Annotated in this window: 17 protein-coding genes; all 17 read right to left on the bottom strand. The window is 40.8% G+C overall.

Annotated elements, in window-relative coordinates; all coding sequences use genetic code 11:
- Positions 1-24: 24 nt before the first annotated feature.
- The 17 genes from nusB to phnC all read right to left on the bottom strand — a co-directional run bounded on the left by nusB (position 25) and on the right by phnC (position 15312).
- A complete protein-coding gene (nusB, locus tag IGI41_RS05490; protein ID WP_430612014.1) occupies positions 25-489 on the bottom strand; it encodes a transcription antitermination factor NusB in 465 nt (154 codons plus the stop codon).
- Positions 482-907 (bottom strand): Asp23/Gls24 family envelope stress response protein, encoded by a 426-nt coding sequence (locus IGI41_RS05485; protein WP_430612012.1) that lies wholly within the window; start codon positions 905-907, stop codon positions 482-484. The genes nusB and IGI41_RS05485 overlap by 8 nt, the downstream gene beginning before the upstream one ends.
- A 198-nt stretch (positions 908-1105) precedes the next feature.
- Positions 1106-2170, bottom strand: a complete 1065-nt coding sequence (locus IGI41_RS05480) for a M24 family metallopeptidase (RefSeq protein ID WP_430612010.1) — start codon at positions 2168-2170, stop codon at positions 1106-1108.
- A gap of 147 nt (positions 2171-2317) precedes the next feature.
- Positions 2318-3361, bottom strand: coding sequence for an anti sigma factor C-terminal domain-containing protein (locus IGI41_RS05475; protein ID WP_430612008.1), 1044 nt, complete (start codon positions 3359-3361; stop codon positions 2318-2320).
- Positions 3345-3860, bottom strand: coding sequence for an RNA polymerase sigma factor (locus IGI41_RS05470; RefSeq protein ID WP_430612006.1), 516 nt, complete (start codon positions 3858-3860; stop codon positions 3345-3347). Before IGI41_RS05470 ends, IGI41_RS05475 begins: the two co-directional genes overlap by 17 nt.
- Before the next feature lie 105 nt (positions 3861-3965).
- Complete coding sequence (locus tag IGI41_RS05465) at positions 3966-4205, bottom strand: GlsB/YeaQ/YmgE family stress response membrane protein (RefSeq protein WP_430612004.1); 240 nt, start codon at positions 4203-4205, stop codon at positions 3966-3968.
- 73 nt (positions 4206-4278) lie between these two features.
- Positions 4279-4644 carry a DUF956 family protein gene (locus IGI41_RS05460; RefSeq protein WP_430612002.1) on the bottom strand — a complete coding sequence of 122 codons (366 nt, stop codon included), beginning with the start codon at positions 4642-4644 and terminating at the stop codon, positions 4279-4281.
- A 110-nt stretch (positions 4645-4754) separates the two neighbouring features.
- Positions 4755-5666, bottom strand: coding sequence for a PTS system mannose/fructose/sorbose family transporter subunit IID (locus IGI41_RS05455; RefSeq protein ID WP_430612000.1), 912 nt, complete (start codon positions 5664-5666; stop codon positions 4755-4757).
- Between the two features lie 20 nt (positions 5667-5686).
- Positions 5687-6493, bottom strand: coding sequence for a PTS mannose/fructose/sorbose transporter subunit IIC (locus IGI41_RS05450; protein WP_430611998.1), 807 nt, complete (start codon positions 6491-6493; stop codon positions 5687-5689).
- 30 nt (positions 6494-6523) lie between these two features.
- A complete protein-coding gene (locus IGI41_RS05445; protein ID WP_430611997.1) occupies positions 6524-7516 on the bottom strand; it encodes a mannose/fructose/sorbose PTS transporter subunit IIA in 993 nt (330 codons plus the stop codon).
- Positions 7517-7585: 69 nt separating this feature from the next.
- A complete protein-coding gene (locus tag IGI41_RS05440; protein ID WP_430612732.1) occupies positions 7586-8080 on the bottom strand; it encodes a PTS system mannose/fructose/N-acetylgalactosamine-transporter subunit IIB in 495 nt (164 codons plus the stop codon).
- Between the two features lie 220 nt (positions 8081-8300).
- On the bottom strand, positions 8301-11120 hold the full coding sequence (locus tag IGI41_RS05435) for a sigma-54-dependent transcriptional regulator (protein ID WP_430611995.1): 2820 nt from the start codon (positions 11118-11120) through the stop codon (positions 8301-8303).
- A 164-nt stretch (positions 11121-11284) separates the two neighbouring features.
- The gene (locus IGI41_RS05430) at positions 11285-11830 is read right to left on the bottom strand and encodes an N-acetyltransferase family protein (RefSeq protein ID WP_430611993.1); all 546 of its coding nucleotides are present in this window, start codon (positions 11828-11830) and stop codon (positions 11285-11287) included.
- 97 nt (positions 11831-11927) lie between these two features.
- Positions 11928-12836 carry a diacylglycerol/lipid kinase family protein gene (locus IGI41_RS05425; RefSeq protein ID WP_430611991.1) on the bottom strand — a complete coding sequence of 303 codons (909 nt, stop codon included), beginning with the start codon at positions 12834-12836 and terminating at the stop codon, positions 11928-11930.
- A 120-nt stretch (positions 12837-12956) separates the two neighbouring features.
- Entirely contained in the window at positions 12957-13748 is a 792-nt protein-coding gene (phnE, locus tag IGI41_RS05420; protein WP_430611989.1) for a phosphonate ABC transporter, permease protein PhnE, read from the bottom strand.
- Entirely contained in the window at positions 13745-14527 is a 783-nt protein-coding gene (gene phnE, locus IGI41_RS05415) for a phosphonate ABC transporter, permease protein PhnE (protein ID WP_430611987.1), read from the bottom strand. Before phnE (IGI41_RS05415) ends, phnE (IGI41_RS05420) begins: the two co-directional genes overlap by 4 nt.
- Positions 14524-15312: a phosphonate ABC transporter ATP-binding protein gene (phnC, locus tag IGI41_RS05410; protein ID WP_430611985.1), complete on the bottom strand. Its 789-nt coding sequence runs from the start codon at positions 15310-15312 to the stop codon at positions 14524-14526. The genes phnE (IGI41_RS05415) and phnC overlap by 4 nt, the downstream gene beginning before the upstream one ends.
- Between the last annotated feature and the right edge of the window lie 74 nt (positions 15313-15386).

The raw sequence follows: 15386 nt of genomic DNA, 5'->3' as shown, positions 1-15386 counted from the left end.
TATTTCTATCAAGGTGTTTCGTTATTAAGCATCTTCAGTTTTATTTTCAGCAGACAATTCTTGGTTGACTGTTGACAAAATTCCATTCACAAATTTACGTGATTGGTCATCACTAAAGGTTTTTGCAAGTTCGATCGCTTCGTTTAATGCCACTCGGTTTGGTACGTTGTCGACGTAGATCATTTCATACAAAGCGATACGCAAGATCGTAACATCCATCTTAGATAAACGTTGGATCTTCCAGCCGGGTTTCAAATGGCTTTGGATCACCTTGTCCAACTCTTCTTTGTAATGACATACACCTACGACCAATTGATCCAAGTAAGCAGGAACAAAATGTTCTTGTTCTTCATCGATCAATTCGTGATGTTCCAGCGCAATGGCATGTTTGATAGCATCTTGTTTGGTTAAATCTTTATTGAAGTCTAGCGGGAATAATGCTTGTAATGCCATTTTCCGAATTTCATGTCTTGATAATTCTTTACTCATTTTCTTCCTCATCGTTTCCGAATAATTCTTCGATATCTGGTAATTCTATTTTTTCTGGCACGACTGCCACCACATGGACATTGACTTCCGTCAATTGCACATCTGTCATGAATAAGACTTGTTGTTTCACACGCTCTTGAATATCCATAGCCACTTTGGGTACAGAAACGCCATATGTCATATAGCTGTACAAGTCTACTTTGATCCCTGTTTCATCGATCGTTAAGTATACACCTTTGCCATGGGCTGCACGTCCCAAAAGTTCAGTCACACTATTGGCGAATGTACCACGCATGCCATAGACACCTTCTACTTTAGAAGCAGCGATACCAATAATGATTTCGATGACTTCAGGTGCAATCACGATTTCACCTAACTCAGGGCTAGCGTCTAAGACTAGATTCTTATCTTCGTTCATCTGTTTTGCCTCCATTTTTGAACATCTGCTTGAATGAGCAACGTAACTTTCTACACCATTTCAATAGAAAACATGACTTGATGCAATCTACGTTTTGCAGAGAGGTTTATTCTCGTTTTTAGTGTATCATTTTCTCAGCGGATAATCTATAATAACCCACTTTTCTCAATGAATTTCCAGTCAAAAGGAGTGTTCAGATTATAAGATGATCAATTCTTTTGGCGCATGAGTCAATACTTTGTTGCCAGTTTCTGTGATCAGCAAATCATCTTCGATTCGAACCCCGCCAATACCTGGCAAATAGATACCTGGTTCATCAGTGATGACATTACCTACCACAAAAGGTTTATCTGCTCTAAAGGACACATTTGGCCCTTCGTGAATCTCTAAGCCAATCCCATGTCCTGTTGAATGGCCAAAGGCTTCGCCATAGCCATAAGAGGCAATATGATCTCGAGCAACAGCATCTAATTCGATCCCTGTCATCCCAGGTTTGGCTGCAGCCAAAACTTTTTCTTGTGCTTCCAAAACGATTTTATAAATGTCTTTCAATTGATCACCAGGATCACCTACAGCAAAGGTTCTTGTCATATCCGAAACATATCCTTGATAGTAACAACCAAAATCAAGGGTAATCAAGTCACCTTGTTCAATGACTTTTTTACTTGCTACACCGTGGGGCATCGCTGAACGCAAACCACTCGCTACGATCGTATCGAATGATACACTTGTAGCGCCCAATGAACGCATAAAGAAATCTAATTGATTGGCCACTTCGATCTCGGTCATGCCAGGACGAATCATTTTAAGTATATGTTCAAAACCTTGATCGGCAATATGGCAAGCCTGTTGGATCAGCGCAATTTCTGATTCATCTTTGACTTCCCGCAGATTTTCGATCATCCCTGAAATTGGTGCCAAGGAAGCCTCTTCGATCAGATCCTCCAAGACAGAGTACTCAGCGAAACTGACATGACTTTCTTCAAATGCCAAGACGTTGATATCTTCATTCTTGCAGATAGTCGCGACTTCATCGAAAATCGGTCCGCTATTTTTGACGATCTCATAGCCAACTGCTTGCGCAGCTGCTTGTTCTGTGTAACGGAAGTCAGTCACAAAAAAGGCTTTTGTAAGTGTGATCACAGCCAAACCTGTTGTGCCAGTGAAATTTGTCAAGTAGCGCAAATTATATGGACTTGTGATCAAAAAGCCATCGATAGACCCTTTGCGCATTGTTTCTCTTAATTTTTCAACTCTTAACATATGATTTTCCCTACTTTCTTATTCTCTTCTTGCCTATTATAGCAAACTTCAAGAAAAAGCGGAAAGAATGGGAAATTTTTTCTGAAAAAAACACATTTTCTGCTGACGTTCCTGCCTTTCTTCACTATCATTTATTCAACATGATCATCATCTATATAAATTGAACAGTGTTGTTTCTACCACCCTAACAGCCAAGACATTTTCTCCCGTCTGCAATAAGGTGATCAGTTGATCAACATTGGTGCGTATCGAGACACCATACGTATTGACACCTTGTTGTTCCACATATGCCAGCGTATCTGCAATCTGTCCAGAAGACAGCAATTTTCTGCCATAGTCTGGCTCTAATGCCAAAAAGTCTCCTTGTGTCTGTAAATACTGCAGCATTGAAGTGAAATGTGCTGCTTGTTGTTGTGCTTCGGAATAATCAGTTATCTGGGCTTGCGTATTATGAAAAGGTGACAGAAAGGGATATTTTTCTAAAAAAGACTGTTCAAAGTTTTGTTCACTAGGCAATACACTTGAAAAACCATTGGCAAACCCTAGCGGTATATAATCTTGCTCACTTGTCGGTATGCTACTGCGAACGGCCGTCCACAAGATTTCTCCATCACCTAAGTTATATGTTTGCCATTCAGCCAACTCATCCAATGTGAGGTCCTCACCAAAAATGACAGTTGAGATGATTTCTGTGCTCTTAGGCAATTCTTTGATTTTTTCAAGAAGTTGTTCTTTATAAAGATCACTTTCTGTGAACATATTTGAAGAGGAATCGCGAAAACGTTCCATAAACAAGACATCCGTATTCTCTGGTAGTGACGGTTGGTTTTCTTTGATCTGATTACGATTGATCGCGTAGGTTTTTGTTAACGTTTGATTTTGCGCCAGATTACGATAGATTTCAGTGATAGCATAGTTCCCATACCCTTTTGGGGTGATCTCATAACGACTGAGAAATTGATTTTGGGTCGTTAATTCATTATTGATTTGACGATTGACGATATAACTGTCGATACTGGTCAGCTCATTGCTCGCTGTAGGGTCATAAAAAAAAGCATTCACGATTTTAGGTAGACCCCAATTAATCATCAATGTAATTAAAGTCACAAAAAAAACCAGCCATATATTTCGACGCATCTGTTGTTTTTTGACTTGAAGCTGTATCTTTTCAAAATCAAACAATTCCTTCATTTATGAAATCCTCCTTTAATAATAAACGACCACGATATAGTCGATTTTTGGTTTGGGTGTAAGTCCATTCTTTATACTTAGCTATCTCATCGATTGAAAGTTCCATAAAATAATAGAGCAAGATCACTTCGCGTGTGTCTTCTGGCAAACGATCAATCGACTGATATAAGCGTCTTCTTTCTTCTTCTTTGATCAATGCATCCAAGGGCGTGAATGCGGATGTTTGCTTGATTTGAGGGATTGTCGATTTTCGCCATAATTGATATCGTTTGTCCTTTCGCTGGCCATCAATAAAACGATTTTTGATTGTTTTGAACAAATAATATTTGATTTGTTGTTGCTGTAAAAAAGGAAGAGAATCAATGATCGCTAAGAATGCATGGCTGACTAAATCTTCTGCTTGAATGGCATTTTTCGTAAAATAGTAAGCATACAAATAACATTCTTCACAATATAACTGATAGATTTTTGCTAACTGATCAGTTTTATCCACACACATCCCTCCCTCTCTTTACTTACTATACGTGTCAGCTACAAAAAAGTCACAAAAAAAAAGCACTTCATCGCTAAAGATAAAATGCTTCCACATAAAGTTGTCATAAAGCTATTTTTTTCGGCCAAAGAAAAATGAAACAACTGCGACAAAAATAATTGCGCCGATAATTGCTGGAACGATGGCCATGTCCGCCACTTGAGGTCCCCAAGTACCAAATAGTGCTTGACCGATCGAAGCACCAATCAATCCTGCAATAATGTCAAAAATACAGCCTCTTTTTTCACCAGCAATCGCACCACCGACTGAACCGATCACTGCACCTACGATCAATGTCCATAGAAAATGCATCGTAACGCCTCCTTCATTTATACATCATAGCGTAACATAGGAAGACTTCTATGGAAAAAATTATGCTTGCTTGTTATTTTCTGCGAACAAATGCACGTTTAAGGACATCGAAAAAGCCTAGGGAATGAACCATACGATCAGGATCCACATATTCTCGAATGGCGCGAAGCACCTTTTTCGGCTCTTTTGATGAGAAGGTGTACGTCCCATTTTTCTTAGTTCTAACTGCATAGCGGGGAATCCAACGCCCTTTGAACATGACAGAAGCAATCACATAATCGACATCTTCCCAAGGAATTTGGATGAATTTCCGTTTGTCACGGTCGTTATAAAATTCAAAGGCTTTATCGCCGATCATGATTTTGCCATATTCATTGATACCTAAAAATGAGGTGGCATCGATTGTCAAATCAACTTTTGTATTTAGGGATTGTACCATCTTTTATAAGCTCCATTTCTTTGTTTGGTTACATTATACGTGTTTTTCCAGGTTTTGGCGAATACGAAAAAAAGTGCTTGGGTCGCCCCAAGCACTTCGCTTCGAAAAGATTATAACAATCCGATCAAGTGTCCACCGATACCGACTAAGAATAAGCCAATGATGATGATGATTGGAGAAACTTTTTTCTTCAATAACCACATGCATAGAAGTGTCAATAACAATGCAGCCAAACCAGGAATCAATTGATCCAAGTTGTTTTGTAATGTAGTGACTTTCACATCAGACAATGCACGACCTTCAGCAACTTGTTCTAAGGCTGTTTTGATACCTTCTGAACCTGAAGGTAGATTTGCCCAATCGATATATGCGCCATCATCAAGAGGAACACGAGAAACAACTGGTGCAAATGATACAGATACCCAACGTTGAACCAGAGATCCTAAGACAAACATCCCTAAAATCGAAGCACCTTTTGTTACGTCTTGCAATAAGCCACCTGAAAGGTCATCAGTGATTTTAGAACCAGCACGGTAGCCGAATTCTTGTGTATACCACATAAATGCCCAACGAATGATATTCCAAGCAAGGAAGAAGATGATTGGTCCTAAGATGTTTCCGCCTAAAGCAAGAGAAGCACCTAACGCACCTAACATCGGACGAACTGTAAACCAGAATACTGGGTCACCAACACCGGCCAAAGGACCCATCATACCGACTTTAACCCCTTGAATCGCTACATCATCAACTGGCGCGCCATTGGCACGTTCTTCTTCCAATGCTAACGTTACACCTAGGATAGGTGACGCGATATATGGGTGTGTATTAAAGAATTCCAAGTGACGCTTTAAAGCAGCGGCACGGTCTTCTTTTGTTTTGTATAATTTTTTGATTGCTGGAATCATTGAGAATGCCCAACCACCATTTTGCATACGTTCATAGTTCCATGAACCTTGAATGAAGGTAGAGCGCCATGCTACGGCTAAACGATCTTTTTTATTTAATTGAATTTTTTCTGCCATTTTTTTCTCCTCCTTCGATTCTAATAGTCATTCAAGATATCGCCTAGAGGGTCGCCGGTGTTTCCGCCGCCACCGCCTCCATTTGATGATCCACCCATTTTGCTGATGTTCAAGTAGATCAATGCGATTGCGACTGCCAACGCACCAATAGCGATCAATGTCAATTCAGAGATTGCAGCGATCACAAAACCAATAATGAAGAATGGCCATACTTCACGTGTTGCCATCATGTTGATAACCATTGCGTAACCTACGGCAACGACCATACCACCACCGATAGCCATACCATCAGTTAACCATGCAGGCATAGATTCTAGGAATGATTGTACTGTGTGTGCAGGGATTGCTAACAATGCTGCAGCAGGAATCGCGATACGTACCCCTTGCATAGCAACTGCAATAATGTGCCACATTTCGATTTTACGAATATTGCCTTCTTCAGCTGCTGCATCCATAAAGTGAACGATTGGCACAGCCAATGTACGAACGATCATTGTTAAGAACAAACCAGCTACTGCCAAAGGAATGGCAACAGCAATCGCTGTATCAACACCATTTGTTCCTTGTCCGCCTAATACCAAAATAATTGCAGATGCCACAGATGCTAAAGCTGCATCTGGTGCAACAGCGGCACCAATGTTTGCCCAACCTAAAGCGATCATTTGCAATGATCCGCCTAAGATAATACATGCTTCCAAGTTACCGGTCACTAAACCGATCAATGTACAAGCTACTAGTGGTTGGTGGAATTGGAATTCATCCAAGATTCCTTCCATACCAGCTAAAAAGGCAACGAGTACTACTAATACCATAGATATAATAGTCATGATAGACCTCCTATTTAGTTGAATACAATTCTATTTGTTTGCTAACTCATTTTTTGCTTTGCGTAAGATTTCATCCATGTTGTCTCGTGAATCATTCGGTACTTTACGTACGTCGAATTTAATGCCACGATTTTTAAGTTCTTCAAATGTAGTAACATCTTCAGTTCCCATTGACAATACTTTACTTACAACAACTTTACCGACAGAGTGCGCCATTGAACCAACGTTGACTTCTTGAATATCAACGCCGCCTTCAACTGCTCGTAAAACATCTTCCGGATTTTCAAATAATAGCAAAGCTTTTGTATTCCCAAAACGTGGGTCTTTAGAAACTTCAATCATTTTATCTACCGGAATAACGTTTGCTTTTACGCCTGGAGGCGCTGCTTGTTCAATCAGTTTTTTACGCAAATCATCTTTTGCAACTGCATCAGATACAACGATGATCCGTGATGGATTCACAGATTTGGTCCAAGCTGTCGCAACTTGACCATGCAACAAACGAGAATCGACACGTGCCAATACGATTTTGATTTTGCCATCACCCAGAACAGTTCCTGGAGGAAGTGAACCTTTTGGTTGGTCATCTTGTACCGCTTTAGAAGCAGTTGCTTCTGCTGGTTCAAGCGCTTCAGGTTTGACCTTGACCCCTTCTTTGGCTGTTTCAACGATATGTGCTGCAATTTCATGCGCTTTATTCATTGAAAAACGTGATGCATAAGCCTCGATCACCATTGGTAAATTCATACCTGCCACGATCGCCCATTTATCTTTGTGGTCTTCAAACAAACTATTCGCTTGATTGAATGGTGTTCCGCCCCATAAGTCAACTAAGAAAAGTACTTCTTCTTGGTCATCAAATGTTGCGATTGCTTCTTGCATTTTTGCTTTGATGTCATCTGGTCCTTCACTTGGCATCAATGTGACAGCTTTAACATTTTCTTGTTCGCCGAAAATCATTGAACCGGATTGCAAAATGCCGTTTGCAAATTCTCCATGACTTGCTAGGATAATTCCTACCATCTTTTTACCTCCTATTTCAAAATTGAAAAATTGTGACACGAATTTGAAAGAAAAAACAACGACGAAAAATCAAGAGTGACTACTTTCTTTTTCTAAGATATCCTTCAAGTAAATTTTGCGATCAGCTGGAACTTTACGAATCTCGACTTCAATACCTTGTGCTTGTAAATAAAGCAATGAGGCGAGATCTTGGTCATTGACTGAAACAAAGTTTGTGATCATCCGTTTTCCCATTGAAAAACTCATTCCACCAATATTTACCGAGTGGATCGGAATGCCACCTTTGACGAGGGTCACGACATCTTGAGGGTTAGTAAATAATAACATGACTTTTTGGGTATTAAATAATGTGTTATGTGCTACCTCAAGCATCTTCGCTACCGTTACGACATTGGATTTGATTCCGGGTGGTGCAGCTTCTTTCAACAAAAATTTACGCAATTGATCATTGGCTACTTCATCACTGACCACGATGATTCGGTTGATACCGGTCAATTTCGACCATGCTGTGGCGACTTGACCATGAATCAGACGATCATCGATTCTGGCAAGACGTATATCCATTCCCATTGCAAAACCTCCTACATCGATCCGCTGAACAATTTGAGGATCCGTTCTTTTTTCGATCACCTCCTGTATCCACTTATATAAAAGCAAGAAGCGTGCCAACTATTAACAATACACTAATCTTGATAAAAGCTTAAGAATCAACATATGTGCAATACACTAAAAAAGATACACTAAGAAAAAGTGTATCTTTTTTAGTGTATCTGTATTATTTTTCTTATAAATACATTTCCTTCTCTTGATGATTCTGGATCAATGCCAACAGATAGAACTCCTCTGAATCAGGAATCGCTAGGTTCATCAGCCGAGCAAAAGATTGAACGTGGACATGCAACTGTTCATATTGCGGATTGTGATACATGTCAGACGCGTCTTGTTCGGAAATAGCTAACGGTTGACGCAAAATAATACGCTCTAACATCCCAGCTGTATGCAGCACAAAGTTGATTTGAAATCCTTGGCGTGCATCATTCAATTCTAAATCGTTGATCAATTCATGACTGAATTGCCACAATGGATCGACCACTTTCTTCGCATTGATATAGGTAAAGTTTTCTTCTAAATAACCGATGCAGATTTCTTTTGCTTGCTGATCATCCAGTTGTACTTCGTCTTCAAAACTCAACTCATTTTCCAATAGAATATCATCCAATAGCTGATCCACATCTTGATCAATAAAACGTTCTAACGAAATAAAAGGCGCATCAATGTGGGGATCAACAATACCTGTTGAAGCAATCAATTGATAACGTTGTTGAATCCCTTCTAATTCTGAACGCAAATCAGCTACCGACAACGTCACGACTTCTACAGATTGATTTTGTCGTTTCGACAATGAACTTTGAATCAATTCTTTGATCCGTTGGGCAGTGCCTTTTCCAGAAGCACAAATCGCCAAAATCGCCCTTGGGTGATGATTTTGCTGCACAGGCTCCTCATTCGTGACAACCCCGTAACCGCGAAACTTCCGTAACGAATCGTATAGTTGATTGATATCTGTACCAATCACCGAGGCTTTACGAACAGTTTCTAACACGATCGACGTGGTAACCATATCAACGGTACGTACCGCGATACCTGTTTCTCGCTGAATCTCGCTATTGAAGGTTGCTAAAGATCCCATATCCACCAGCAGCATCACGCCACTGCCATCATTGACTTGTTTGACACTTTCAACGATTTTTTTCAATGCAACAGCTGGCGGCATATCCAATGGCATATCTACAGCTGTTACTTGATCAACTTCCAATAACTGTTTCACTACTTGTACCATACTGCTCGCTGTGCTATTGCCATGGGCTGCGACAACCACACCAATTTTGCCAGATGAGTGCGTCGTTCGCAACGATACGAGCAATACAGCTAAATAGTAAGACTCGCTTTCCGGAATCGTTACGCGAAAACTTTCGCCAATAAAGACACGCACTTCCTTAGCCGCTTCAAATTCTTCTGGATAGTCAGCCACCATTTGCCGAATATTGTCGTTGGTCTGACGTTCTTCGCCCAAATGAATTTTTTTCAAAAATGAGCTAATGTGCAAACTCATCGCATAAATAAAATTCTGCTGAAAATCTACTTTCAAACGACGTCGCACCATCTCGTAAATTTGATTCGTTACAGTAATGACTTTTTGATCGACAAATTCACTGAGTTTATTGACTGAGTTGAAAGAAAAACCATGGTCTTTGTAGAAAGATTTTAAATGGACATTGATATCCGTTGATATAAAATGATTGATTGCTTCTTGATCTAGCCCATCTGCCTTCAATAAAGCGGCTTTGTCACCGATAATATCATACAAATTATAGGGTAGTTCATAGGCGTCTGACTGGATATCATTTAAATTTTCATTCGGTTGGACACTGATTTTAGGTGCCAATATTTTCGATAATTCAGCCAGTTCATTCCGACGATTGCCTAAAATAATCAACCCTGATCGGATACCTTCAGGTAGGTCCATCAATTCGATTTCGATAACCTCATCTTGCATATGATTCAAAAAACCCCGAGCACAAACGAGTTGGACATTTGATTTGAGCTGACCGATATTCCCAAAACTGACACTGCCGATCAGCGCTTTGATTACATCTTCAGTTAATGAAATACATCGTTGAATCCGAGTAGCTTCTTGTCCGACAAGTACCCGAACCAACTCGATTTTTTCAGAAGCAGGCCGCTTCTCAAAAAAAGGCAATTGAATATTGATCGGGATCCGTCGGGTAAAGGTATCTAAAAGCGTTGAATTGGGATCTTCTGTTGTCGCACCTACGATCCGTACATTGGCTTGATGGTTTTTACCTGTTTCACCTAAACGGCTGAAAGTCCCATGATCCATAAAATAAAAAATCATTTCTTGGCCTTCTGGCGGTAAACGATGGATCTCATCAAGAAATAGCATACTTTCATCCGCTTGATCTATTATCCCGATTTTTTCTTGCTCGGCACCAGTAAAAGCCCCTTTGACATAGCCAAACAGGTGACTCATCAACAGTTCCGGATTATTGGCATAGTCTGCACAATTGAATACGATCAGTTCTTTCTCATCAGCAATCACTTGATTGGTTTTGGCAAATTGAAACATCGCATGAGCGAAATACGTCTTCCCAGAGCCAGTTGGTCCAGTGATCAAACAATTCAGCCCTTTTGGCGGATACAAAATCGCCGCTTTGGCTTGTTCAACAGCATTCTTCATACTGCCGTTGGCACCGATGATCGTTGAGAAAATATCTCGATTGCTTTTGATTGCAGGTACGCGCTGCGGATGGGCTTTTTCTCTTTGCGGTCGATTTTCCATATAACTTGGTACATAGAGATCAGGCGTCTTTTCACTGACATTGGCCCAATATCGAACTGGACGGCTTTCGCTTTTTTGGACACGCCCTTCTTTGACGAGCTGATTCAAGTCTTTACTGGCATTGCTGCGTTGAATCGCTAAGTGATCAGCGACTTCAGATGTCGACAATCCTTTCTTCTCTCCCAAACCGCTCATTGTATTTTCAACGATGTATTGATAAATACGCTCAATCCGCTTTCCCATCAGCTTCGCCTCCTTGTTTGTTTCCACTTAAATACTGTAATCATTTTTTCTTAAAAAAGCAACTTTTTGTAAAAAAAAGAGGATTCTTACTATCTTTCAACCCCATAAATAGGTGATCTTAGCCTAAGAATAAAGCATTTGACAAAAAAAAGACACTCATATGGCTATGGGTGTCCAGATAAATCGCTTATTGGCAGGAATGGTGGCACATCCCCTTTAAATTCTTGTAATTCTTTTTGCATCCAAATCACATCATGCCACTGATCGAATTTATAACCGACCTTTTTAAAGTCAGCTACCCGATGATAGCCGCGTTTTTGATGGAATCCTTCGCTTTGCTGATTGCCACCGGTGATACAGGCTGTCAAATTCACAACATGTTGTTCTATCAGTATTTTTTCTAAGGCATCATATAAGGCTGTGCCAATCCCTTTCGCTTGTGCTGATTGGTCTAAATACACCGTGACTTCAACGGTCCAATCGTAAGCTGCTCGGCCTTTATAAGCTGTCGCATAGGCATAGCCCACAATGCCTCCTGCTTCTTCGGCTACAAGATAAGGATATCTACTTGAGATCGAACGAATTCTTTCAGAGAATTCCTCTGTTGTTGGTACGTCGGTTTCAAATGTGATTGGCGTATGAAGCACATAATAAGTATAAATGGCCAATAAAGCTTTTGCATCTGCCGTTGTCGCTGAACGTATATTCATGCAGGTCCTCTTTTCCCTAAATTTTCAACAGTATACTCTTTTTGATGCAAAAAAACAATCCTCTATGGGATTGTTTTTCGGTATAGATTTGTGATCGTTATTCATTTTTTGTTTCACCGCAATAAACGTTCAAATGTTGCGGCAATAATTGAATAGTCACAGGTAATTCGGGGCCAGGATCCCCGTCAACATTGGTCTCGATCGAATGATTTCCTTTCAAAGCAATCGTCGCTTTTTCAAATGTTTCATAGCCTAAGACCTCATTTGATTCCGTGACACCTTTTAACAGTTCTGGAATACTTTTGACTGTCTCCCACAAATTGCTGTCTTTCAAGTAAATCAAGTGCAGTTTTCCATCTTTGGTGCTGGCTTTTGGCAGGAGTGATTCAAATCCCCCAACACTATTTGAAGAACCAATGATCAATGTGCTGCTTTCAAAGGATAACTGTCTCGTTTTATCCGCTGTTGTGAGTTCAACTGCAAATAGATGACTTTCATTTTTGCGGACTTCTCGCAAGCCCGACACAAAATAAGCCATTTTCCCTAGTTTGGTTTTTTCTTCCACTTCAACATTATTGATAGCAGCAGGAATCATGCCAATCGCAACTACATTCATGAAATACGCCTCGTTGATTTGTCCGATGTCGATTTGACGCGAGTGGGCAATATCAAACGTTTCAATGGCTTCTTGCGGATCTAACGGAATATCTAATGCCCTCGCCAAATCATTGACTGTGCCTAAAGGAAAGAAACCGAAGTTTGGACGGTTATCATGAGGCGCTAAACCACTGATTGCTTCATTGACTGTGCCATCGCCACCCATCGCAAAGACACTGTCGACAGCGCCCACTGCTTCAGAAGCAAATTTAGTCGCATCACCGGCTTCTTCTGTATGCTTGACCTCAACTTCATCAAAGAAAACAGCCAACTTCTCTTTGGCTTGTTGTTCATATTCCTTTGCCTGTTCACCACCAGAGCTAGGATTAACGATCAGTAATGCTTTCATAAAAAAGCCTCCTTTGAAATAATTTTGATAAATCAAGTATATCAAAATCAAGACGTACTTGTCCTCTTTGAGACAACCAAAAAGCGCATCGACAGAGTCAATGCGCGAAACGAGTATTGATCAAACCAAACGTTTTCGTAGACGCCCTGAGATAAAATCGATCACAGTCACGGTCACGACGATACCCAATAAAATGATACCCACACGACTCCATGAGCGCGCATTGATAGCAAAAATCATTGGCGTACCAATCCCGCCAGCTCCTACGATCCCTAAAATCGAAGCGGAGCGAACCGCCAATTCAAAGCGATATAAAGTAAAAGATAGAAACTCTGGAATCAACTGTGGCAAAGTAGCAAACCCTAGGACATCCCAGCGATTCCCACCAGCACTGATGACGGATTCTGAAGGCCCTTGATCCATATTCTCAATGGCTTCACTATACAACTTAGCTAACATCCCAATCGAGTGGACACTCACAGCCAACACCCCGGCAAAAGAACCAGGACCAACTGTTTTGATAAACATGATTGCCAGAACGATCTCAGGAAAAGTCCGAATCGCCGTCAGCACAACTTTCCCGACGCCTGATAAAAAGCGGGGACTATTTTTGCTGCGCGCAGCCCAAAAAGCAAACGGAATGCTTAAAATCGAAGAAATAAAGGTCCCGACAAATGCAATCGCCACAGTTTGAATCATGAGACTGATGAGATCTTCTCCATCACCGGTATAAACATAACTCCAGTCAGGATGGATCAAACCATAAAATATCGCTCCCACGATTTGACCAACATTATCCTTGACCCCTTTGAAAGGAATCCCGGAAAAAGCCCAAATATAAATAATGACCAATACAAGAACAATGAGCCAATTTCTGATTTTCTTTTGTTTCGGTTCTGCAGGTAACATCATAATAATCGCTCCCTTAATCTATTACTGATGGTATCGATCACTAACACGACTGCAAAGATCACGATCACGATGATTGACGTTTGATCGTACCTAAACTGACTCAAAGATCGTTGTAAGAATACACCGATCCCTCCGGCACCAATGTACCCTAAAATCGTTGAAGCACGAATATTGATTTCAAATGCATATAAAAGATAACTTAAGAAGTGACTCATGACTTGCGGCATCACCGCATAACGAATAATATCAAATTTCGATCCTCCGGAAGCCGTGATTGCTTCGATAGGACCTTCGTCAATGGTTTCAATCGATTCATAGAACAGTTTGGTGATCATACCGAAAGAAAAAACTGAGATCGAAATCACCCCTGCAACCGGTCCAATCCCAACGATGGCCACAAACAAAGCCGCCATCATCAAATCTGGAATCGTCCGGATAATATTTAGTATAAATCGAAAAATACCGCTGATAAAAGTATTGGTCATGATGTTTCGGGCAGCAAGCAATGAAAATGGCAATGCAACGATCGCACCAAAGGTCGTGCCGATAATCGCCATTTGAATGGTTTGCAAAATCGGTTCCACGATGACAGGCGCATAGTCCCAATCAGGACGTGCCATTTTTTGTAAAATCACATTCATTTGACTTGTATTGCCAAAAAAGCGAACCATATCTACACCCGAAATCGAACCACTCACATAAAGAACGATCAGAAAGATGGCTAACCATAAGACATTTTTCCAAAGACCGCTGCGTTTGGGCAACGTTTCGGTGGTCATAAAGCTTCGCCCCCTTGTTCTTCCATGATCTCACTGCCGTAGATTTGTTTCAAACGCTGATCTGTAGCCTCACTGACCGGCCCATCGAAGACCAAACTCCCATCACGCAAGCCAATGATCCGGGTACCATATTCTCGCGCCAATTGCACAGAGTGCAGATTGACAACGATCGTGATCCCTAAATCTTGGTTGATCCGTTTCAAGTCACTCATGACTTTTTCAGTGGTCAAAGGATCTAACGACGCGACTGGTTCATCTGCCAATATGATTTTAGGTTCTTGGGTCAAGGCTCGGGCAATCGATACCCGCTGTTGTTGACCACCAGACAATTCATCCGCTCTCGTGTAAACTTTTTCTGCCAAATTGACCCGCTGCAAGGATTGATATGCCAATTCTTTATCTGCTTGCGGAAATAGACCGAACAACATTTTGATAGTGGGATGATACGCAACACGCCCTGTCAAAACATTACGCAAGACACTCGAACGTTTCACCAAATTGAAACTTTGGAAAATCATGCCAATGTCTCGCCGAATCAAACGCAGTGCTCTACCCTTGGCTTTCGTAATGGATTGATTATCGATCAGAATCTCTCCACTTGTGATTTCATGAAGACGATTGATCGAGCGCAGCATCGTTGACTTTCCTGCACCGGATAAACCGACTACGATCACAAATTCACCTTTTTTGATATCAATATTCAAATCTTTCAATCCCAACACACCATTGGGATATTGCTTCGTCACATTTTGGAACGAAATGATCGTATCTTTTTCTAACGCCATGATTCTCCTACTTTCTTTTGTTAAAAAATCGCCTGACAGTCGAAAAGGGCACCTTAGGTTCTGGTACCCTTTTT

Origin of the sequence: Enterococcus sp. DIV0876, from assembly GCF_050529585.1 — a bacterium.
Lineage (GTDB): Bacteria > Bacillota > Bacilli > Lactobacillales > Enterococcaceae > Enterococcus_D.
This window is presented reverse-complemented; position numbering and strand designations above follow the sequence as displayed.